17 protein-coding genes are annotated in these 21,364 nt (G+C 66.0%); 10 read left to right on the top strand and 7 right to left on the bottom strand.

Features of this window, described 5'->3' with window-relative positions; translation table 11 throughout:
• Positions 1 to 6: 6 nt before the first annotated feature.
• From D0T21_RS22190 to D0T21_RS22180, 3 genes are read left to right on the top strand one after another with little or no spacing between them, the layout of a single operon-like run.
• A complete protein-coding gene (locus D0T21_RS22190) occupies positions 7 to 1,545 on the top strand; it encodes a hypothetical protein (protein ID WP_229211597.1) in 1,539 nt (512 codons plus the stop codon).
• Positions 1,542 to 2,081 (top strand): DinB family protein, encoded by a 540-nt coding sequence (locus D0T21_RS22185; protein WP_229211596.1) that lies wholly within the window; start codon positions 1,542 to 1,544, stop codon positions 2,079 to 2,081. The genes D0T21_RS22190 and D0T21_RS22185 overlap by 4 nt, the downstream gene beginning before the upstream one ends.
• Positions 2,078 to 3,073, top strand: coding sequence for a 2-hydroxyacid dehydrogenase (locus tag D0T21_RS22180; protein WP_116993572.1), 996 nt, complete (start codon positions 2,078 to 2,080; stop codon positions 3,071 to 3,073). The genes D0T21_RS22185 and D0T21_RS22180 overlap by 4 nt, the downstream gene beginning before the upstream one ends.
• A 3-nt stretch (positions 3,074 to 3,076) precedes the next feature.
• On the opposite strand, the gene D0T21_RS22175 is transcribed toward D0T21_RS22180, so the two are convergent.
• Together D0T21_RS22175 and D0T21_RS22170 are read right to left on the bottom strand one after the other, a co-directional pair.
• Positions 3,077 to 5,035 (bottom strand): ATP-binding protein, encoded by a 1,959-nt coding sequence (locus tag D0T21_RS22175; protein ID WP_116993573.1) that lies wholly within the window; start codon positions 5,033 to 5,035, stop codon positions 3,077 to 3,079.
• Entirely contained in the window at positions 5,032 to 5,580 is a 549-nt protein-coding gene (locus D0T21_RS22170; protein ID WP_116993574.1) for a YfiR family protein, read from the bottom strand. The genes D0T21_RS22175 and D0T21_RS22170 overlap by 4 nt, the downstream gene beginning before the upstream one ends.
• 197 nt (positions 5,581 to 5,777) lie before the next feature.
• On the opposite strand from D0T21_RS22170, the gene D0T21_RS22165 reads away from it, so the two are divergent.
• The 3 genes from D0T21_RS22165 to D0T21_RS22155 all read left to right on the top strand — a co-directional run bounded on the left by D0T21_RS22165 (position 5,778) and on the right by D0T21_RS22155 (position 10,744).
• Positions 5,778 to 7,892, top strand: a complete 2,115-nt coding sequence (locus D0T21_RS22165) for a TonB-dependent siderophore receptor (protein ID WP_116993575.1) — start codon at positions 5,778 to 5,780, stop codon at positions 7,890 to 7,892.
• Positions 7,876 to 9,183: an ABC transporter substrate-binding protein gene (locus D0T21_RS22160; RefSeq protein WP_116993576.1), complete on the top strand. Its 1,308-nt coding sequence runs from the start codon at positions 7,876 to 7,878 to the stop codon at positions 9,181 to 9,183. Before D0T21_RS22165 ends, D0T21_RS22160 begins: the two co-directional genes overlap by 17 nt.
• 178 nt (positions 9,184 to 9,361) lie before the next feature.
• Positions 9,362 to 10,744, top strand: a complete 1,383-nt coding sequence (locus tag D0T21_RS22155; RefSeq protein ID WP_116993577.1) for a DUF3422 family protein — start codon at positions 9,362 to 9,364, stop codon at positions 10,742 to 10,744.
• Positions 10,745 to 10,749: 5 nt separating this feature from the next.
• Here the strand turns inward: D0T21_RS22155 and D0T21_RS22150 are convergent, their stop codons facing one another.
• Entirely contained in the window at positions 10,750 to 11,883 is a 1,134-nt protein-coding gene (locus tag D0T21_RS22150; RefSeq protein WP_147328155.1) for a hypothetical protein, read from the bottom strand.
• Positions 11,884 to 11,894: 11 nt separating this feature from the next.
• Complete coding sequence (locus tag D0T21_RS22145) at positions 11,895 to 12,731, bottom strand: alpha/beta hydrolase (protein WP_116993579.1); 837 nt, start codon at positions 12,729 to 12,731, stop codon at positions 11,895 to 11,897.
• 141 nt (positions 12,732 to 12,872) lie between these two features.
• Here D0T21_RS22145 and D0T21_RS22140 point away from each other — a divergent pair, with 141 nt between their 5' ends.
• From D0T21_RS22140 to D0T21_RS22130, 3 genes are read left to right on the top strand one after another with little or no spacing between them, the layout of a single operon-like run.
• Positions 12,873 to 13,652 (top strand): alpha/beta fold hydrolase, encoded by a 780-nt coding sequence (locus D0T21_RS22140; protein ID WP_116993580.1) that lies wholly within the window; start codon positions 12,873 to 12,875, stop codon positions 13,650 to 13,652.
• 58 nt (positions 13,653 to 13,710) lie between these two features.
• Positions 13,711 to 14,712, top strand: a complete 1,002-nt coding sequence (locus D0T21_RS22135; protein WP_116993581.1) for an acetamidase/formamidase family protein — start codon at positions 13,711 to 13,713, stop codon at positions 14,710 to 14,712.
• A complete protein-coding gene (locus D0T21_RS22130) occupies positions 14,709 to 15,881 on the top strand; it encodes a M23 family metallopeptidase (RefSeq protein ID WP_116993582.1) in 1,173 nt (390 codons plus the stop codon). Before D0T21_RS22135 ends, D0T21_RS22130 begins: the two co-directional genes overlap by 4 nt.
• On the opposite strand, the gene D0T21_RS22125 is transcribed toward D0T21_RS22130, so the two are convergent.
• Entirely contained in the window at positions 15,878 to 16,270 is a 393-nt protein-coding gene (locus D0T21_RS22125) for a MerR family transcriptional regulator (protein ID WP_116993583.1), read from the bottom strand. The genes D0T21_RS22130 and D0T21_RS22125 overlap by 4 nt on opposite strands.
• 70 nt (positions 16,271 to 16,340) lie before the next feature.
• On the opposite strand from D0T21_RS22125, the gene D0T21_RS22120 reads away from it, so the two are divergent.
• Complete coding sequence (locus tag D0T21_RS22120) at positions 16,341 to 17,582, top strand: NADH:flavin oxidoreductase/NADH oxidase family protein (protein WP_199538614.1); 1,242 nt, start codon at positions 16,341 to 16,343, stop codon at positions 17,580 to 17,582.
• Here D0T21_RS22120 and D0T21_RS22115 read toward each other — a convergent pair.
• Complete coding sequence (locus tag D0T21_RS22115) at positions 17,571 to 19,772, bottom strand: glycoside hydrolase N-terminal domain-containing protein (RefSeq protein WP_229211594.1); 2,202 nt, start codon at positions 19,770 to 19,772, stop codon at positions 17,571 to 17,573. The two genes, D0T21_RS22120 and D0T21_RS22115, sit on opposite strands and share 12 nt — an antisense overlap.
• Before the next feature lie 46 nt (positions 19,773 to 19,818).
• Positions 19,819 to 21,363, bottom strand: a complete 1,545-nt coding sequence (locus tag D0T21_RS22110; protein ID WP_116993584.1) for a beta-xylosidase — start codon at positions 21,361 to 21,363, stop codon at positions 19,819 to 19,821.
• Position 21,364: the final 1 nt, after the last annotated feature.

Here is a 21,364-nt window from a genome sequence, read left to right as displayed (position 1 = left end):
AAGGTTATGACAACCTTAACCCCGTTAAGCAAAAGCAGTCCACCCACGTCTCCGCCCGCCACGGCGGAGACGTCCGGCATTTCGTCCACCGCTGCCGACGGCATCGCGCCGCTCGCCACGCCCGCCTCTGTGGTAACGCTCAGCGCTGCCGACGCACAGGCGGTGGATGGCGCTCCGCGCGCGCCGCTGGTCTGGGAGCGCAACAACAAGGACGCCATCTCCGCACTGGTCGCGCGCAACTACAGCTACCTGCCTGCCGCCAGCCGCTTCAAGAACCTGGGCGCCGCGCTGCTGGAACGCTTCAAGACCGATAGCTCGGACTACTCGCAATCGGTGCAGCAGCCGTCCCAGGATCCGCGCACCGGCACCTACGATGCGTTGCTGTACGCGCAGCTGCCGCCGCTGCATCGCGTCGGCGACGACCAGGCCGGCCTGACCATCACCACCAGGAGCGGCGTCAAAGTCAGCCTGGCGCTGGACAGCTCGGACAACGGCGTCGCGGTGCAGGTGAAAAGCAGCGGAAAACTCAGCGACGACGAGCGCGCGGCGCTGGCCAAACTCTCCGGCGCCTTTCAACAAGCGATCGACGGCCTGGCCGCCGTGCCGCCGAAAATCGACCTGTCCGGCCTGACCGGATTCGACGCCTCCATGCTGTCGTCGGTGGACCTGCACTCGCACATCAAACTGAACGCAACCGATACGCAGCAACTGGACTTCCACGCCGACGCCAAACAACGCTCGGTGCGTTTCAACGGCCCGACCGGAGAAGCGAAGATCAGCGTCGACCTGAGCCAGCCCGTAGCCTGGGGCAGCAAGGAACAGCAGGCCAAGGCACTGGCCAACTACCTGCACCAGTTCGACCAGGCCGCCTCGCGCGGCCACGGCGACGCCGAGCTGACAGGCCTGTTCAAGGACGCCTTCACCGAGATGCACAGCAACTACGGCCAGCAGCCCGCCGCGCCGCAGCAGCGGGTCACGCTGGAGGACCAGGACCACGCCATCCTCACCGGCCTGGCCGATTTCAGCGCCTCCATCACGCAGACCGAAACATCGCCCAATCCGCTGCGTCTCAGCGAGCATGACAGCTTCGATTACCAGGCCTCGCAAAGCACCAGCGTGCAAGGCCACAGCCAGTTGGACCGCTCGGTCGCGCAGCAACAGCAATCGCAGCTCAAGGCCAGCTACCACGCGCCCAGCAAGGCGGACGGCATACTGGCCCTGACGCTCGACCGCGCATCGCAGAACTACAACTACGTGCTGGTCGACGACAACGCCAGCAGCAATGCCGCGCTGGCGTACGAAGACGGCGCGCTGGCCAAGGCCACGCTGGATCAATCGGCCAGCCAATCGACACGCACCGTCAAGTACCTGCTGGACAAGCTGGTCGAGGACCTTACCGTTCCATCCAGCGCGGCCCACACCCGCGACCTGCTCGACATGCTGGCGCCGAAAAAGAAAATCGACGAACATGAAGGCCGCAACAGGCTGAACGCGGCCAACCAAATGATCTTCCTGCAACCAGAACCAGGCGCGCTCCCAAAATGACACCAGAATCCACCGTCCTGATGGCGGCCTACAACGCCTCCATGAACCAGAAGCTGTACGCCGCCGCAGCGAAGCTGCCGCACGGCGAACTGGCCGCCGACCGCAAGGCCTTCTTCGGTTCCCTGCTCGGCACCATGAACCACCTGCTGGCCGGCGACACCATCTGGCTGCGCCGCTTCGCCACCCATCCGGCCAGATTCAGCGCGCTGGAATGCATGCGGGACCTGCCCGCCCCGTCCGGACTGACGCACAGCTTCGGCGAAGACCTGCCACCGCTGCTGGCCTACCGCCAGCAACTGGACGCCATCATCACGCAATGGGCGGCACAGGTCAGCGCGGCCGACCTGGCGCACGCCTTCGAATACAGCAACACCAAGGGCGACCGGTTTTGCAAGTCCTTCGGCGGCGTGGTGCAGCACTTCTTCAACCACCAGACCCACCATCGCGGCCAGGCCAGCACCTTGCTGTCGCAAGCAGGCGTCGACATCGGCGTGACCGATTTGCTGGTCATCGTTCCCGACATCGAAGCGCCATGAAGATCGCCGTCTACAGCGCCCAGCCCTACGACCGCCGCTTCCTCGACGAAGCACGCCAACAGCATGCGGTCGACGCGGTCTACTTCTCCGATCCGCTGACGCTGGACACCGTGCCGCTGGCGCAAGGCTGCACCGCCATCTGCGTATTCGTCAACGACCAGCTGGACGCCGCCGTGCTGCAAGCCTTGCACGCGCTGGGCGTGCGCGCCGTGCTGCTGCGCTGCGCCGGCTTCAACCACGTCGACCTGAACGCCGCCGCGCGCCTCGGCCTGTTCATGGCGCGGGTGCCGGCCTACGCGCCGGAAGCGGTGGCCGAGCACGCGCTGGCATTGGTGATGACGCTCAACCGCCACACGCACCGCGCCTACGCGCGCGTCCGCGAAGGCAACTTCGCGCTGGACGGCTTGCTGGGCATGACGCTGCACGGCAAGACCGTCGGCATCGTCGGCGCCGGCCAGATCGGCACGGCGGCGGCGCGCATCTTCAAGGGACTGGGTTGCACGGTGCTGGTCAGCGATCCGGCGCCGGCGCCGCAGCTGGACGGCGTGGTCACCCGCGTCACCCTGGACCAGCTGCTGGCCGCATCGGACATCGTCTCCCTGCATTGCCCGCTGATGGAAGCCACGCGCCACATGATCGACGCCGCCAGCCTGGCGCGCATGAAGCCGGGCGCGATGCTGGTCAACACCTCGCGCGGCGCACTGATCGACACCGCCGCCGTGATCGAAGCGCTCAAGTCGCGCCAACTGGGCGCGCTGGCGATCGACGTCTACGAACAGGAGGCCAGCCTGTTCTTCCACGACCACTCCAGCGACATCATCGCCGACGACGTGTTCCAGCGCCTGATGACCTTCCCCAATGTGCTGGTCACCGGCCACCAGGGCTTCTTCACGATCGAAGCGATGCGCGAGATCGCCGCCGTCACCTTCGCCAACCTGGCCTGCCACATGAACGGCGCGCCATGCGCCAACCTGCTGCCGGTCAGCTCATGACGGTCAGCTGGTGACGGGCAGCGTCAGCACGAAGCGGGTGCCGGCGCCAAGTTCGCTCTCCACTTCGATCTTGCCGCGCAAGACGCCGTAGACGATGTTGTAGACGATGTTCAGGCCCAGGCCCGAGCCGCCCCGTCCCAGCTTGGTGGTAAAGAACGGATCGTAGATGCGGCCCATGTTCTCGGGCGCGATGCCGGCGCCGTTATCGCGGATGACCACCTGAACCCACTCCGCATCGAGCATGCGGGCGGAGATCAGTATCTCGCCCTCGCTGCAGCCTTCGAAGGCGTGCGTCAGGCCGTTGTTGATCAAGTTGATGAGCACCTGGCCGAACGGCCCCGGATAACTCTTCATCTGTATCGTCACCGGTATCTCCTGGCGCACCGTGATGCCGCTCTTCTTGAACGACGGCAGCAGCAACAGCAGGATCTCATTGGCCAGGTCGCACAGCAGGAACTCTCGGCACTGCGAGGTCGTGCGGTCCACCGCCACCTGCTTGAAGCTCGACACCAGGTCCACCGCCCGGTGCAGGTTGCGCAGCACGATCTCGCCGCCGCTGGCGACATCGTCGACAAAGGCTTGCAGCGTCGAGCGCTTCATGCCATCGGCGGTCAGCTTGGTGAAGGAGCGGGTCTGGTCGATCAGCGTGCTGACCGCCAGCAGGCTGTTGCCGATCGGCGTATTCAGTTCATGCGCCACGCCGGCCACCAGCGATCCCAATGCCGCCAGCTTCTCGCTGCGCACCAGCTCATCCTGCGCGCGCCGCAGCGTCTCCAGCGATTCGGCCAGGTCCTTGTTGGCGTCGACCATCTGGCCGGTGCGCAGCTGCACCAGCTCTTCCAGCTTGTCGCGGTACTGGATCAATTCCACCTCGCTCTTCTTGCGGTCGGTGATGTCGGTCGAGATGCCGCCCATCGCCCACACCCTGCCGTGGTCGTCGCGCAGGCAGAATTTTTCCGAGATATAGGTGCGCACCACGCCCTGCGCATCCGGCACGCCTTCCTCGTAGATGTAGGAATGGCTCGATTCCAGCGCGCGCCGGTCACCCTCGCGTATCACCTTCACCGTGTCGTCGTCGAACATGTCGGCGTCCCTGTGGCCGATCGGATCGGGCGAGCCTGGCGGCAGCACTTGGCGCAGCCGCTCGTTGACCATCAGGTAGCGCCCCTCCAGGTCCTTGACGTAGATGACGGCCGAGGACTTGTCGGCGATATTGGTCAACAGCGACTGGCTCACCCGCAGCGCCGCATCGCGCGCGGCGACGGTGGCCAGCATGGTGTTGAAGGCTGCCGACAGCCGCCCCACTTCGTCATTGGAAAAATGCGGCGCGCGCAGATCGTAGCGCTCCTCGCGCGTCACCTGGTCCGCCACTTTCGACAGCGCCAGCAAGGGCTGCGTCACCAGCCGCCGCAGGCCAACCGCCTGCAATATGCCGCCGATCAGCAACGTCATCATCACCACCGCCAGCACCAGGCCGTATTTGCTCAGGCGTTCGGCCAGCGGCTGCAAGGCGTATTCCACCTGCAGGTAGCCAACCACCTCATGCTGGAAGCGCACCGGCGCCAGCATCGACAGATAGTCGCCGTGGAAGCGGTGGCCGGACGGCGCCATCTCCTCCGACCAGTCGCATTGCGCGGCGCCGCTGCGCGCATAGTCAGCGAAGCGCTGGTGCTGTGCATCGAACAGGCAGGCGCTGTGGATGTCCGGCGTGCCGCGCAGCGCCGACAGCGTGCGGGCAGCGGCCGGACGGTCGCCGAAATTCAGGTCGACGTCGAGGTTGAGCGACACCAGGTCCATGCGGCTGGCCAGGTCCTGCACCAGCCGCACCCGCACCACGCTGAAGTCGTAGGCGATCAGCGCCACCAACGCCACCAGCATCGCCGTCATCGCCGTCATCAGCGAGACGATCAGCAGCTTGCGCTGCAAGGCCAGGTCGTGCCAGCGCAGGCGAAGCCCGCTCACTTGGGATCTCCGCCGACCACGCGTTCGGCCAGCGCCAGCATGCGCGGATTGAGGCTGACGCCGGAATGCTTGGCCGCCGTCAGGTTGACTTCAAAGCGGATGCTGCCATCGACCAGCAGCATATTGATCATGCCGCCGTCGGCCAGGAAGGAGGCGGAGTCGCCGATGGTGAGGATGGCCTGTTCGCGCATGCGCGTCAGCCATGCGCTCTGGCGGCTGCGCTCGGGCAGCGCCAGGTAGACCGCGTGACAGGGTTCGGTTTCCTCGACCCGGTTGACGATGCGCAGTTCCAGCGGATGACTGCCGGCTGCGCGTTTTTGCAACTGCCGCGCCATCTCGACCGCGCCGGGGCCCACCATGCACACCACCAGCGGCGCATGCGGCTCGACCAGCGCCGGCGCCGGCCAGCTGGCGTAGCGGGTGAAGTTGAGGATGTAGGCGGCCTTGACCTGCTGCTCGGGGATAGCCTGCTCGGCACGCACGGATACGCTTGCCAGCAACAGCGTGGCCAATATCCTGATTTTCGCAGCGCCCAGTCGTCTCATCACGAACGCCCCTCCCGGCGGTTCCAACGCCCGTTGATTTTATCCGAATAGCCCCCGATGCAATATTTTTTTGCATAGTGGTAAGGCCTTGTTCTCTAAACACAACGCATCGTGCGGACGGCAAACTTGCAGCTTGTGATCGTGTCGGAATTGGTGAATACTTTGTTAAATAATTCGTGCAGCATAGGGGAAACCTCTTGAGCGAACGCACACTGTATCGCAGCACTTCCCGCCGGCGCCTGGCACTGCTATCGGCTGCCTGCGCGCTGCTGCTGCCGCTGGCCGCCGCCGGCGCCGACGGCGCCAGCGATGACGACACGCTGTTCGACCTCAGCCTTGACCAGCTGCGCAACGTCAAGGTGCTGACCGCCACCAAGACCGCCACCCCGCTGTACGCCACGCCCGCCGTGGTCACGCTGGTCACGGCCGACGACATCGCCCGCTACGGCTACCAGACGCTGGCCGAAGCCTTGTCCCACGTGGCCGGCTTTGTCGAGAGCGACGACCGCCTCAACCACAACTTCGGCGTGCGCGGCATCAACGCCGGCGCGCAGTCGGCCAGCCGCGCCATCAAGATTTTGCTGGACGGCCAGCCGATCGCCTTCCGCAGCACCCAGCAGCAGTTGACCGGGCTGGAATTCATCCCGCTCAACATGGTCGAGCGCATTGAGATCGTGCGCGGCCCGGTGTCGGTGCTGTACGGCGCCGACGCGCTGCTGGGCGCCGTCAACGTCATCACCCGGCGCGACGGCACTGAGCAGCGCCTGGCGCTCAACCACGAATGGTCCGGCGGCGGCCGCAGCGCCGACCTGCTGTCGGCCAGCGGCAGCGTCCAGTTCGGTGCGGCCGGCGGCGCACCATCACCGTACTGGCTGGCCTGGGGCCTGCAGGCGGCCAAGGCCGACCGCAGCGGCCTGGCCTTGCCGCGCATCTCGCCCGACTACAAGCGCTACGCCGCGCTCAGCCCGGCCCCGGTGGACGACGCCGATCCGCGCAGCCTGTACCTGCGCGGCGGCTGGCGCGGCGCCAGCGACGAGGTGCAGGCCAGCGCCTTCTGGCAACGGCAGGACAGCGACAACGTCTTCGCCAACCTGAATCCGCTGCTGCGCCCGCCCAGCCACGTGGTGCTGGAACAGGGCTTTGTGCACCTGGAGGCCAGCCACCGCTTCAACGAGCAGCATACGCTGCGCGCCAGCCTCAATTACGGCCAGGGCGAGCCGGGCAGCGGCGACATCTTGCGCACCGGCGCCGCCGACTACTACCTGCTGCGCGACTTCGGCTACAAGGCGGTCGACGGCAGCGCCGAATGGCTGTGGCAGCCAGGCCCGCAGACCAGCCTGCTGCTGGGTGCCGATGTGCTGCGCGACCGCGAGACGCTGGAATCGTTCCGCCGCCACAGCCTGGTCGACGGCAGTAATTTCCAGCTCAGCCAGCCTGGCGAAAAAACCCTGCGCAACACCGGCCTGTATGCGCAATGGCAGTTCCCGCTGGTTGGCAAGTGGCAAGCCATCCTCGGCGGCCGCCAGGACCGGCACTCGGTCTACGGCACCCAGGAATCGCTGCGCGCCGGCGTGGTCGGCACGCTGCCGGGCGACTGGGGCTTGAAAGTGCTGGGCGGCACGGCGTTCCAGGCGCCGTCCGCCGAGCTGCTGTACCGCACCGCCGTGCAGCCGGGCGACATCAAGGGCAACCCCGACCTGGCGCCGCAAAAATCGCGCACGCTGGAACTGCAGCTGAGCACGCCCCCCCGGCCGCACTGGAACGGCGCGCTGACGGTCTACCACACCAAGGTCAGTGAGCTGGTCACGCTGGAGCAGGAATTCTTCAACCTGGTGGCGCGCAACACCAGCGACAGCAAGGTCAACGGCGTGGAGCTGGAGCTGCGCTACCAGCAGGACTGGTTCAACGCCTATGCCAACCTCAGTCGCGCCAACGGCAGCCGCGGCATCAACCGCTACACGCTGGCGCCGCTGGCCCAGCGCAGCGACGGCGAGCTGTTCCCCACCAACAGCGCCAACGCCGGCGCCAGCGCCAGCCTGATGGGACAGAAGCTGCTGCTCAGCCTGGACAACCGCTATGTCGGCCCGCGCCCGGCCGCCACCTCCAACGTGCTGCTGGCCAACCAGGCCTACCATCTGGCCAGCTATGTCGACACCACGCTGGGCGCGCGCTGGAGCATCAACGCCCGCTCCAGCCTGCGCCTGCAGGTGCGCGACCTGTGGAACAGCCAGTACGTCGATCCCGGCGTGGGCGGCATCGATTATCCTTCGCTGGGACGGCGCTATGGAGTGCAATATGAATACCGCTACTAGCCGCCTGCTGGCCGCCGCGGCATTGGCCACAGCCTTGGCGCTGCTGGCGTCCTGCGGCGGAGGAGGCGGCGGCAGCGGCGACGCCACCACGCCGCTGCCGGCCAATCCGATCCAGGCCATGATCGATCCCGCCGCCATCAACATCGGCTCGGTCGGCTGGCGCACTTCGACCCGCGACGCCTTCCTGCTGGCGGCCAAGCAGATCAACGATGCCGGCGGCGTGCTGGGCAAGCGCCTGAACGCCATCGCGCTGGTCGCGCGCGACAACGCCGAGGCGCAGGACATGGGCCAGCAATTGCTGGACGCCGGCGTCATCGCGCTCAACGTCTCGACCTCCACCCGCGTGCTGAACCTGCTGCCGCAGGCACTGGCCAAGGGCGTGCCCATCCTCACCGAATCGAGTTCCGCGCCGTCGCTGAGCACCGTGGCCGACAACGACCTGATCTACCGCATCGGCGTCTCCGACGTCGACGCCACGCCGGTGCTGGCCAAGGTGGCGTGGGAGGCGGGCAAGCGCCGCGCGGTGGTGCTGATCAACGCCGGCGACGCCTTCGGCGCCGGCCTGGCCAGCCTGTTCTCGCCCGCCTTCCAGAAGCTGGGCGGACAGGTGGTGGCCACCGTCACCATTCCGTTCGGCCTGAAGAACGGCTTCGCCAGCTACCTGCAACAGGTCTACGACGCCAAGCCGGACGTGATCCTGAACGGCATCCTGGCGGCCGACATCTCGGCCAACGTGCTCAACGAATCGCTGCCGTTCCAGAGCGGCGCCATGTGGCTGCTGCCCGGCACCGCCGCCGGCAACCAGACCTTCCTCGACAACCTGGCCGATCCGGGCAAGCTGATCGGCGGCGCGCGCGGCTCGGCCGCCACCATCGGCGCCTACGGCAACAGCTCGTATCAAAGCTTCCGCACCGGCTACATCGCCCAGTACGCCAGCGAACCGCAGGACTTCACCGCCCCCACCTACGACATCGCGATGGTGATGGCGCTGGCCATCGAGCGGGCCGGCCTGGTCAACAACAGCAAGAGCCCCACCGGCCTGATGGTGCGCGACAGCCTGCGCTTCGTCATGAACGCGCCGGGCGACAAGGTGAGGCCGGAAAACATCGGCGCCGCCCTGGCGCTGGTCAGGGCCGGCAAGGACGTCGACTACGCCGGCGCCTACGCCGACATCGACTGGGACGGCGTCGGCGACATCGTCGGCCAAGTGCCGTTCACCGTGTTCCGCCTCGACACGGCGGCCCGCAGCTGGGACGCCAGCCAGCAGCTGATCATCGCCCTGCCCCGTTGAGCGGCATCACTGGCGCTCAAAAAGTGATCGCTTCGACACGTTTTCCCCGGTAACATCAGCGTTCCGCATGACTGGTATGCGGAATGCGTGGTTGTGCCGGTGCGATACGCTGGCTATACTGCACTGCAACAATGCGCGTTTTTTCACATCCGATCGCAGTCTATTCCCGGGGAAGGTCATGTCTCTCGCTTACCGCGCCAATGCCGATTTCGCCAAGTTGAACCATCCGATGCGGGTGCCGCTGTCGGCGGAAATCCACTCACGCCCCTTCCTGCAGCTGCAAGCGCCGGAAAGCCTGACCCATTTCGCGCTCTACGTGCAGCAGGACCAGCCGTCGCAGAAATTCCACCGCAGCAGCCAGCACCAGATCCTGGAACAGCTGTGCATGCACTACGGCGTGGCCGCGCCGGCCCCGCAGGCGCGCTATTTTTTCCATGACTTCGACCGCTTCCGCCTGAAGTGGGAATGCCACACCGAGTTCGCCACCTACACCTTCGTCGAACGCGGCGAGCCGGGCGCGTCCTGCGGCGAGGCCTTCGAGCGCATGCCGCTGCAACACGTGCCGCAGGAATGGCTGGCCGGACTGCACGGCAAGATCATCGTCGCCGCCCATGTGCTGCTGTGCAAGGGCGAGCCGGACGACAATGGCGCGGTGGGCGCCATCCGCGACCTGTTCCAGGGCAAGTCGCTGGTCGGCAGCAGCGTCGGCAGCGGCGCCGAGGTGTGGACCGATTTCCTGATCCAGCCGGACGGCTTCAGCCGCTTCGTGGTGCGCGACCTCAGCCTGCGCGAATTCCAGGCCGGCCGCCTGGTCGGCCGCCTGCTGGAAATCGAAACCTACCGCATGATGGCGCTGCTGGGCCTGCCGCAGGCGGAAGCCAGCCAACCGGTGCTGAACGGCATCGAGAACGAACTGGCCGACCTGACCGCCACGCTGGTGCAGGGCGACCAGTCGGACGGCGCGCCCAACGAGGCGCGCGAAGAGCAGGCGCTGCTACACCGCATCACCAGCCTGGCGGCGCGGCTGGAAAAACTGTCGGTCAACAACAGCTACCGTTTCGCGGCGGCGCAAGCCTACTTCAGCCTGGTGCAATCGCGCATCCAGGAGCTGCGCGAAGTACGCATCGCCGGCATGCCGACCCTGGCCGAGTTCATGGGCCGCCGCCTGGCGCCGGCCATGCACACCTGCACCTCGGTCTCGCAGCGGCAGGAAACGCTGGCCAAGCGTATCGCCCGCAGCAACGATCTGCTGCGCACGCGGGTCGGCATCGAGCAGGAACGGCAGAACCGCAAGATCCTGCAATCGCTGGACGCGCGCGCGGCGCAGCAGCTGCGCCTGCAACAGGCGGTGGAAGGTTTGTCGGCGGTGGCGATCTCGTACTACACGCTGGGCCTGATCGGCTACGCGGGCAAGGCCATGAAGGCCAGCAACGTGCCCATCAATCCGGACATCCTCACCGGCCTGGCGGCGCCGCTGGTGTTCATCGGTGTGTGGATGGGCTTGCGCAGGCTGCACAAGCAGCTGACCGGACCGGGCAGTTCGCAGGCCCGCCACGCCTGACGGTCTCAGGGAGCGACGCTGACGTCCAGCTCCTTCTTGCCGGCCCAGCGGCCTTGCAGCGCGTGGGCTGGCTCCGACCAGCCCAGCTGCAGCGTCGCACTGACCTTGTCGCCGCTGCGCTCGTTCAGCACCAGCTTGCCGTCGCGCTCCGCGCCGTCGAGCGCGATGGGCTGGCGGAATTTATCGTAAAAATACGTCCCGTGGACGCCGCCGTCGTCGTCTTTGTCCAGCATCATCGTCACCGCCATCGTCCCCAGGCTGCCATGCAGCACCTGGCCGAAGTATCCGCCGCCCGCCGGCACCGGCCCCGTTCCCAACAGCAGCGCCTTGCCGTATCCGCTCAACTGCGGCGACAGCTCGGCATAGGATATCGCCAGCTTCACGCTGCCGACATCGTCCAGCGCGCGCTCGGCATGGCTGGAGCAGCCCGACGAATAGATGGTGTACTTCTGCGCGGCCGCCTCCAGCTGGTAGGAGCGGAACGCCGCCAGCAAATCGGCGTCCGACTGGGTGGCCCGCTGGTTTTCCGCGTCGGCGCAGTCGGAATTGAGCGCCACGCGCTGTTCAAGATCGTCGAGGTCGTCCTTGGATGCGTTCTTTTGCTTGCGCAGCGCGTCCAGCGATGCTTTCTGCTTAGCCGTCTCGCCGCGGTAGATCGCCAGGCGCTGCTTGCGCATCTGCCGCGCCAGCTCGCGCATGCCGGCGGCCGTGAAGAGGTCCTCCGCCTGCAGCGAGCGGCCGCTGGCCATGTCGAAGCTGTAGTACGCCTGGCTGCTCTCGCAATAGGCGGCGCAGAATTCGCTGTCGAAGGCGACGGTCAGGATGCGGCCATCGTTGCGGCCGACCTTGAAGGATTGCGTCGCGATACCGTCCAGGACGATGCCGTCGGCCGCGCCCACCGCCTTGCCCGCCTGCTTGGGCGCCAGCACTCCGAAGCGCGAGAGAAACAGCTTGTCGTTGATTTTGGCCGACAGCACCGGATCGCCCGCCTGCACCAGCGGCATGACGATATCGCCGGTGGGCACCGGCTTGCCATCGGCAGACTTGCCCTGCACCCCCACGCTGCGCACCAGGGCGGGCACGGCCGCCTGCGCCAGGCCGGCGCAACAGAGCAGCAGCAACAAGGGAGAAACACGCATGAACGGGGCCGTCATGTCTGGCCGAATCGTCCGCGCAGGAAGCTGGCGATGCGATCCTGCGTGGCTTCCAGGTAGGGGATGTTCATGTGGTCGGAATCGGGAACGATTTCGTCCGCATGCAATTGCCCCAGCTTCTCGACCAGCAGGTCGGTATGCGAATGCGGCACCACGTCGTCGGAGGCGGCGCGCAGCACATAGGTCGGCGCTTTCAGGTGGTGCGCGTACTTCACCGATTCGAATTTATGCCGCAGCACATACTCGACCGGGATCGCCTTGAACTTGCGCTTGGCGATGGCCAGGATGGAATCATAGGGCGTGATCAGCACGATGGAATTGGCGTCGCGCTCCATCGCCACCTGCACCGCCACGCCTGACCCGAGGCTGCGCCCGACCACGGCGATGCGCTTGGGATCGACATGATGGCGTTCGCTGAGCCAGTCGAACAACATGCGGCCGTCGTCGACGAAATGTTCCTCCGCCGGATCGCCGTGCGAATCGCCGTAGCCGCGATAATTCACCGCCAGCACCGCCATGCCAGGAAATAGCTTGCCGGCGTCGCGCGCCACCCAGGACACTTCCTCCGAACGGCCGCCAAAATAAATCACGCCCGGATGCGGTCCCTTGACAGGTGGAGTCATCAGCCAGCCGGACAGCCGCGTGCCGTCATTGGAACGCACCACGATGGGCCGCGTGCGATGGCCGCTGCTGTAGGGCTTGAGCACCTCGCGCTTGCTGCCCAGCGGATTGAACAGCAGCCGTTTCTGGTTGGCCGCCACCGCGGCCGTCAGCCCCATCCAGAGCACACTGACGAGACCGGCAAAACCCGCGACTTTTTTGGAATTGTTCATGACCTCTAGTTTACTCTCGTCCCTCGTGTCCACGGTACGAAAAATGAAGTCGTGCGTGGTATAGGCCACACATAGTGCCGCGCGGCCAGTTTCACAAGAGCCGGTATAATACGCGCTCCGTTTTTTCGTGCATTCCCGATAATGAAACCTGCTGTCGTACTGCTGCATAGCTCCATGAGTTCCAAGGCCCAATGGGCCGACCTGATCGCTCAACTCGAAAGCAATTTCCGCTGCATCGCCGTCGACCTGCTCGGCTACGGCGCCTCGCCCTTCCCTACCGACGTCGACGCCGGCTATGTCCACACGCTGGCGCATGAAGTCGACGCCGTCAACGCCGCCGTCGCCTCGCGCCTGGAGCCGGGCGAAGCCTTCCACCTGATCGGCCACTCCTTCGGCGGCGCCTCGGCGCTGCACATGGCGCGCCGCATGCCGGCCCGCGTGCTGTCGCTGACACTGTTCGAGCCGGTGGCCTTCCACCTGCTGCCGGCGCAGCATCCGGCGCGCGCCGAGATCGTCGCCGTGGTGGAGCGCATCAACGCCTGTGGACCGGAGCAGGACCGCGACGCCACCCGCATCTTCATCGACTACTGGAACCGCGCCGGCGCCTTCGACGCCGCGCCGCCGGCGGCACAGGACAAGATGATCGGCATGATCGTCAAGGTGCGTCTGGACTTCCAGGCGCTGCTGGGCGAAGCGGCCACGCTGGACGATTTGTCGGCGCTGACGATGCCATCGCTGGTCATGTCCGGCGCCAACAGCCCGGCCTCGACCCGCCTGCTGGCCGAAGCGCTGGCCGCCGCCCTGCCCGACGCCACGGCGCTGCAAACGCGCGGCGGCCATATGGGGCCGATCACCCACGGCGCCGTGGTCAACCCGGCCATCGTCAACTTCCTGGCCGACGCCGAAGTCACCACCGATTGACAAGCCCCGCGCAGGTGTGACACTGTCGGTGCTTCGCCACCAGCCGGAGTCGTTACGCATGCGCCGTCCTAGCTTATTGCTGTCCGCAGCACTGCTGTGCCACTCCGCCACGGCGGCCGACTACAACCTGCCGGCTCGGCCGGATACCGTGGCCTGGGGCTACTACTCCGGCCAGTCCAAGCCGGTGCTGACGGTGCATAGCGGCGACACGGTGCGCATGCAAACCCTGTCCACCTGCGGCACGCCGGAGCGCATGATCGCCAACGGCGTCAAGCCGGAAGACATCCCGCCCTACACCGCTGCCATCTACAACGAAGTCAAGGACAAGGGACCGGGCGGGCATATCCTCACCGGCCCGGTCGCCATCGCCGAAGCGGAACCGGGCGACGTGCTGGAGGTGCAGATCCTCAAGGTGGACCTGGACGCCAACTTCGCCTGCAACGGCTTCGCGCTGGGCAAAGGCTTCCTGCCGATGGAGTATCCGTACAGCCGCAGCAAGATCATCCCGCTGGACCGGCAAAAGATGATCGGCCACTTCGGACCCGGTATCGAGATTCCCCTGAGGCCCTTCTTCGGCAGCATGGGCCTGGCGCCGGCCGGCGGCAAGATCGACAGCGCGCCGCCGTTCGCCCACGCCGGCAACATGGACAACAAGGAGCTGGTGGCCGGCACCACGCTGTACATCCCGGTGGCCGCCAAGGGCGCGCTATTCCAGGCCGGCGACGGCCACGCCGCGCAGGGCAACGGCGAGGTGGATATCACCGCGCTGGAGACCTATCTGAGCGGCAGCTTCCGCTTCATCGTCCACAAGGACCGCCACCTGATCTGGCCGCGCGCGGAAACCCCGACCCATTACATCTCGATGGGCTTCAGCCCCGACCTGAAGACCGCCACCGAACACGCACTGCGCGACATGATCGATTTCCTGGTCGCGGAAAAGCACCTGGGCCGCGACGACGCCTACATGCTCGCCAGCGTGGCGGTGGACATGGAGATCACGCAGCTCGTCGACGGCAATGTTGGCGTGCACGCCATGCTGCCGAAACGGATCTTCAAATGAGGCCCGGCCACTTGGTCGTGCCGGCCGCGCTGGCGCTGTTGCTGGCGTGCGCCGCAACGGGAGCTGGGGCCGCGTCGCAGGCGCAGGTCGAAGCGCATGCGCTGCACGCGCCGCAAACGGTGGCGGGCAGCGACGGTGTGCGCCGCCTCTACTACGAGCTGGATATCGGGAACTTCTACGCAGACACCGGCGTGCTGAAACTGACCGAGGCCGCCGTCTACGCCGACGGCGACGCCAAACCGCTGGCCACCTTCAGCGGCGCTGCATTGGCCGGCCTGCTGCGCCCCAACAAGGAGCTGGAAGCCGACAACAGCCTCGCCATCGCCGGCGGCATGCATGCGCTGCTGCTGATCGCCGCGCCTTTGCCGGACGGCCGCAAACCGCCACACACGCTGCGCCACAAGCTCACCTTCAAGACCGCCAAGGGCGAACTTCAAACCGCCGACGACATCGCCGTAGCGGTCGACGCCAGGCCGCCGGTTGTACTGGGCCCGCCCCTGCGCGGCGGCCTGTGGCTGGCCGACGAAGGCCCCGGCCACGCGCAATCGCACCACTGGGGCAGCGTGATCGCGCAGAACGGCCGCCTGACCATCCCTCAACGCTACGCCATCGACTTCTTCGGACTGGACACGCAGGGCCACGCCGTGCGCACGCCGGTGGAAAAACTGGCGGAAAGCCGCGTCGAGGATTGGACCGGCTGGAACAGCGACGTGCTGGCCGCCGCCGACGGCGTGGTACGCGACACCCGGGACGGCCTCGCCGACCAGAAGCCTTTGTCGCCGCAGGAAGAGCCGGCAGAACTCAGCGCCCGCACCCTGTACGGTAATTTCATCGTGCTGGAGGTGCAGCCCGGCGTGTTCGTCCACTACGCCCACCTGCGCCAGGGCAGCGTGCAGGTCAAGCCGGGGCAGCGCGTGAAACGCGGCGCGCTGCTGGGGCACCTGGGGCTGACGGGCGCCGCCGGCGCACCGCACCTGCACTTCCACGTATCGGACCAGGCCAGCTTCGCCGACTCGCAAGGCCTGCCCTTCGTGTTCGACAGCTACACGCCCGCGGGCCACAGCAGCGAGAGCGAAGCGCTGAACAGCACCTCGACCATCAAGCTCGCGCCGCAAGCGCCCAAGCTGCGCCGCCGCATGCCGCTGGACGGCGACATCGTCGGCTTCTAGCGCTTTGCCGCCGCCAGGTCGGCATTGCTCAGGCATTCATTGTTCGCCCAGGACTGCTGTAGCCTCTGCCGCGTGTCCAGCAGCGATTCGCGCTGGGTGCGCAGCGTCTGCATCATCTGCTCGATCTCGCCCAGGCGCGCATCGAGGTTATGCAGCAGCCCATCCTGGAAGGCAGCACCTTCGAGCTGCGACACCGCGCGTATCGCCTCCAGCGTAAAGCCGAGGTTCTGCCCGATCTGGATCATGTGCAGACGTTCCAGCGCCGTCTCCGCATACACGCGGTAGCCGTTGGCGCCGCGCACCGCCTTCGGCAGCAAGCCAGCCTTCTCGTAATAGCGGATCGCCGACGCCGCAAGGCCCGAACGCTCCGCCAATTCGCCTATTTTCATATTTCGCTTGACCTTAAAGTGAACTTCAACCTTAGGATACATCATTTCCTACACCAAGCCCGGATCCGACATGATGTTCACTCCACTGACACTACCGAACGGCAGCACCCTCCCCAACCGCCTGGCCAAGGCCGCGATGGAAGAAAACATGGCCGACGCCGGCCAGCTGCCCGGCCCCGCGCTAAACCGTTTATACCAAAGCTGGGCCGCAGGCGGCGTGGGCCTGATCATCACCGGCAACGTCATGATCGACGGCCGCGCAATGACCGGACCGGGCGGCGTAGTGCTGGAAGCAAGCACGCAGCTGGAACCGTTCCGGCAATGGGCGCAAGCGGCAAGCCAGCAAGGCGCGCAGGTGTGGATGCAGATTAACCATCCCGGCCGCCAGGTGATGGCCAATATGGGCGGCAACGCCTGGGCGCCGTCGGCGGTGGCGCTGGACTTGGGCAAGCACAGCAAGCTGTTTGCGCAGCCGGTCGAGATGAGCACCGTGCAGATCGAGGAAGTCATCAACCGTTTCGCCGCCACCGCGCGCGCCGCCGAACAGGCAGGCTTCAACGGCGTGCAAATCCACGCCGCGCACGGCTACCTGCTCTCCCAGTTCCTGTCGCCGCTGACCAATCGCCGCCGCGACAACTGGGGCGGCAGCCTGGCCAACCGCGCGCGCCTGCTGCTGGAGGTAGTGCGCGCCGTGCGGGCGCGTGTATCGCCCCGCTTCAGCGTGGCCGTCAAACTGAATTCGGCCGACTTCCAGCGCGGCGGCTTCTCCGAGGACGACGCCAGGCAGGTCGTGCTGCTGCTGAACGAGCTGCCGGTGGATTTGATCGAACTGTCGGGCGGCAGCTACGAAAGCCCGGCCATGCAGGGCCGCACCGCCGACGGCCGCACGCTGGCGCGCGAAGCCTACTTCCTGGAGTTCGCCAAGGAGCTGGCGGCGGTGGCGCGCATGCCGGTCATGACCACCGGCGGCATCGCCCGCAAGGCCGTGGCCGAGCAGGTATTGGCCAGCGGCGTCGCCGTGGCCGGCATTGCGACCGCGCTGGCCGAAGTGCCGGACCTGCCGCAGCAATGGCGCGCAGGCCGCGAACCGGCGGCGCTGCCCGCGCCGGTGGAGTGGAAAGATAAGACCATGGCGTCGCTCGCCTCGATGGCGCTGGTCAAGCGCCGCATGCGGGCGCTGGGCAACGGCGACACGGCGCAGGCACGTCGCTACTCGCCGCTGCTGACCATGATCGCCGGTCAGGTCCGCATGGCGCTGCTGACCAGGCGCTATCGGGCCTGGCTCACAGCCGCCGGCCAACTACAAGCGTAACCGCCGGCTTTCGCCAACCTTCAGGTTCAAGGAAACCACCTTGTCGCCGTAGCGCACCTTGCCGGGGCCAGAGCCGGCGGTGCGGCGTATCGTGGCCAAAGTCAGCTTGCCGCCAGCCCATGCCACGTCAACTTCATAGCCGCCCCGTGCGCGCAGGCCCTTGACCGAACCGGCCTGCCACGCCGACGGCAACGCCGGCAGCAGATGGATCTCTCCGGTCTGCGACTGCACCAGCATCTCGCAGATCGCCGCCACGGCGCCGAAATTGCCGTCGATCTGGAACGGCGGATGCGCGTCCAGCATGTTCGGATAGGTCCCGCCCGCGTTGTTACCCTCGCTGCCCTTGCCGCTTTGCTGCGCGGCGCGCGCGCCCGGCTTGGCCAGCTGCCCGCGCAGCATCTTGTAGGCGTGGTTGCCGTCCAGCAGCCGCGCCCAGTAAGCCGTCTTCCACGCCATCGACCAGCCGGTGCCGGCATCGCCGCGCCCTTCCAGCGACTTGCGCGCGGCGGCGGCCAGTTCAGGCGTTTGCGTCGGCGAGATCTGGCGACCGGGATAAAGCCCGAACAGGTGCGACACATGGCGATGCGCATCGCCGGGCGTATCGAGCACCGGATCTTTTTTCTCTTCCAGCCATTCCAGCAGCTGGCCCCAGCTGCCCACGCGCGGCGCGGCCAGCTTGTCCCGCATGGCGGCGACCTGCGCGCGGAAGGCCTGGTCGTCGCCCAGCACGTCCGCCGCTTCGACGGTGTTGTTGAACAGGTCCCAGACGATTTCCTGGTCGTAGGTGACGCCGTCCTCGATCGGCCCGTGCTCCGGCGACCAGCCCAGCGGCGCCACCAGGCGGCCATCCGGCAGCTGCTTCAGGTAGTCCTGCCAGAAGTGCACCGCCTCCTTCATCGTCGGATACGCCACCTTGCGCAGGAACGCCTTGTCCTGCGTGTAGGCATAGTGCTCCCAGAAATGCTGGGCGTACCAGGCGTTGCCGGTCTTGTTCCAGATATAGCCCATGGCGCCGAACGGATTCGATTCGGTGCGCACCGTCCAGCCGCGCACCGGCTTGCCGGCGCTGCTGACGAAAGTCTCCGTGCCGGCGATCACCTGGCGATACACCGGCGCCATGCCCTGCACCAGCGCGAAGAACGGCAGCGCGTTCTGCGACAGGTTGGCCGGTTCCGCCGGCCAGTAGTTCATCTGAATGTTGATGTTGGTGTGGTAGTCCGAATTCCAGGGCGGCGTCAGGTTGTTGTTCCACAGTCCCTGCAAATTGGCGGGCAGCGAATCGCGCGAACTGGAGATCAGCAGGTAGCGGCCGTACTGGAAGAACTGGGCCTCCAGTTCGGGATCGTTGCCCTCCGCCGTGTAGGTGGCGATACGCTGGTCGGTAGGCTGCGCGCGGCGTGCCGACACGGCCGTGCCAAAGTCCACGCTCATGCGATTGAACTGCGCGTGAAAATCCTTCTGGTGCTCGGCCAGCAGCGCCGGCCACGGAAGGGCAGCAGCGCTGACCTGCGCCGTCACGCGCGGCAGCGGATGCTCACCCTGGAACTTCTTCGTCGGATCGAGAGCGTAGCTGGTGCCGGCGCCCAGTATCAGCGTCACCGCATCACAGCGGGTGAAAGTGATCCGGTTGCCATCGACCGCAATCGCCCCGCCCTCGTTCAGCACCTGCACCTGGCTGGCGTAGTCCATCGCATTGCCCGGCAACGAACCTGTGGCGACGATGCGGTTGCCCAGCGCCTTGATCTGCGCGTCGTGCATATCGGTCAGCTCGATCGAGCCGGTGTACTGTCCACGCTTGTCCGCACTGAGGCGCATCGCGATCACCTGCGCCGGATAGCTGGCGAAAGCCTCGCGCTTGAACTTGACGCCGCCATGTGTGTAGCTCACGCTGTGAAGGCTTTGACCAATGTCCAGCTGTCGCGCGTAGGCCGTCGTCCCCTGCTCATGCCCCGGCAGGTTGATATAGACATCGCCAAACGGCTGATAAGCGCCCATCGCCTTGTCGTCGCCGGTCCACAAGGTGATGTCGTTGAACTGGATGCGCTCCCGCGCCAGCTGGCCGAAGATCATGGCGCCGATGCGGCCATTCCCGATCGGCAGCGCCTCCTGCTCCCAGCCTTGCGCCGTATCGGGCGCAGGCCGGTCGTAGCGCAGCGCGAGATCGCCGGCCGCCGCAGCGGCAGCAAGCAAAACACCAGCACCAATGACTGCTACACGAAGCAAAATTTTCACGAGTCTATTTCGGTGTTATGTTGATCAACACGACATCGTTGACGCGCATCGGAATCTGCGCGCTCCCAACACCGGACTTGGCGATGCGTATGCTGCGCACCTCCGGACGGTCCTGCGTCTGGCCTTGCAGCGCTTCCAGCTGCGCGGCCGTCAGCGTCTTCGGCGCGCCCATTTCGATATACGCGGTATGCGCATCGTTGGCCTTGAAGCCCGTGCGGTGGATGCTGAGCTGATAGAGGCCTGGCTTGAACCCTTTCAGATCCAGCTTCAGCGGCGTCGAGGCTCGGGTAGGCTGCACGGCAGTATAGAACGGACGATTGCTCTTCTCCTGCTTCGGCGTCTGGAAGTCCCACGCCAGCACCTGCGCGCCCTTCCCGTCGCGCGCCACATAGCTTTGCGCATCGGCGGTCTTCAACTCCGTCGCGCCCAGCTGGTTCAGGTACTTGTACGCGAACCAGGCCGGCTTGCGCACGCCCTGTGGATTAATGAGACCAAAGCCGCCTTCGAACGGCGCGGTCGGCGGACCGGGCTCCTCGAACAGATCGCTGTAGGTCCAATAGCTCATGCCCTGGACCAGCCCTTCGGTGGCTTTGAGCTTGCTGAGGATGTAAGCCGCACTGATATAGGAATCATGCACCGGATCGCGCGGCGTGTAGCTCGTGCTCCATTCAGTGAAGTACATCGGCAACCCCGTCCTGCCGGCCTCGTTGATCTGCTTGCGCACATTGCGCACATCGCCGACGACGGCGTCCGGCGACGGCGACAGCTTGGTATCGCCAACGCCATTCTCATCGAGGAAGCCGCCATCCACGCCGTAGGTATGCGTGGTGACGAAATCGACCGGCGCACCGCTGGCTTTCGTATGCGCCAGGAACTCCGGCACCCACGCGGCACCGGCGGTGGATGGGCCGCCGACCCGCAACTCGCTGTCGACGTTCTTGATGGTGCGCGCGGTGGAATCGTACAACTCGAAATAGGCCTGCTGATCGGCTTTCTCCCAGAAGCCGTCAAGATTCGGCTCGTTCCACACTTCGAAGAACCAGCTGCGCACTTCGCTCTTGCCATAACGGTCTTCGGCATGGCGAACAAAGGCATCCACCAGAGCAGCCCATTTCTTCGGATCGGGATGCGATGTATTACCCTTCCAGTAGAAGATGCTCAGGTCCGAAGTCTTCATCGCCTGCGGCGTGAAACCCAGCTCCACAAAGGGCTTGATGCCGATCTTGAGCAAACGGTCGTACAGGTAGTCCAGGCGCGTCCAGTCATACACTGGCTGCCCATTCACCTCCTTGTAGGTGCCCAGAACATCGTGAAAGATGGCGTGGAAGCGGATGTAGCGGAACCCCAGTTCATCCTTCGCGATCTTGAGCTGGGCCAGGCTGTCGTCGCGTATCAGCGTGCCGGGATAATCCGAACCAACCGACAGATCGGCAAAGCGGTCGCGCGGTGCGGACGGTCCTTGCAGATCGACCGGAATGCGGCGCACCTCCGCGGCGCCGCACAGCTGCGCGGCGAGCATGGCCGCCGCTATCATTGATTTTTGAAACATC

Source organism: Duganella sp. BJB476 (assembly GCF_003416895.1).
In the GTDB taxonomy this organism is placed as follows: domain Bacteria; phylum Pseudomonadota; class Gammaproteobacteria; order Burkholderiales; family Burkholderiaceae_D; genus Rugamonas.
The sequence above is the reverse complement of the archived record's forward strand: the minus strand, read 5'-3'. Positions and strand labels throughout refer to the sequence as shown.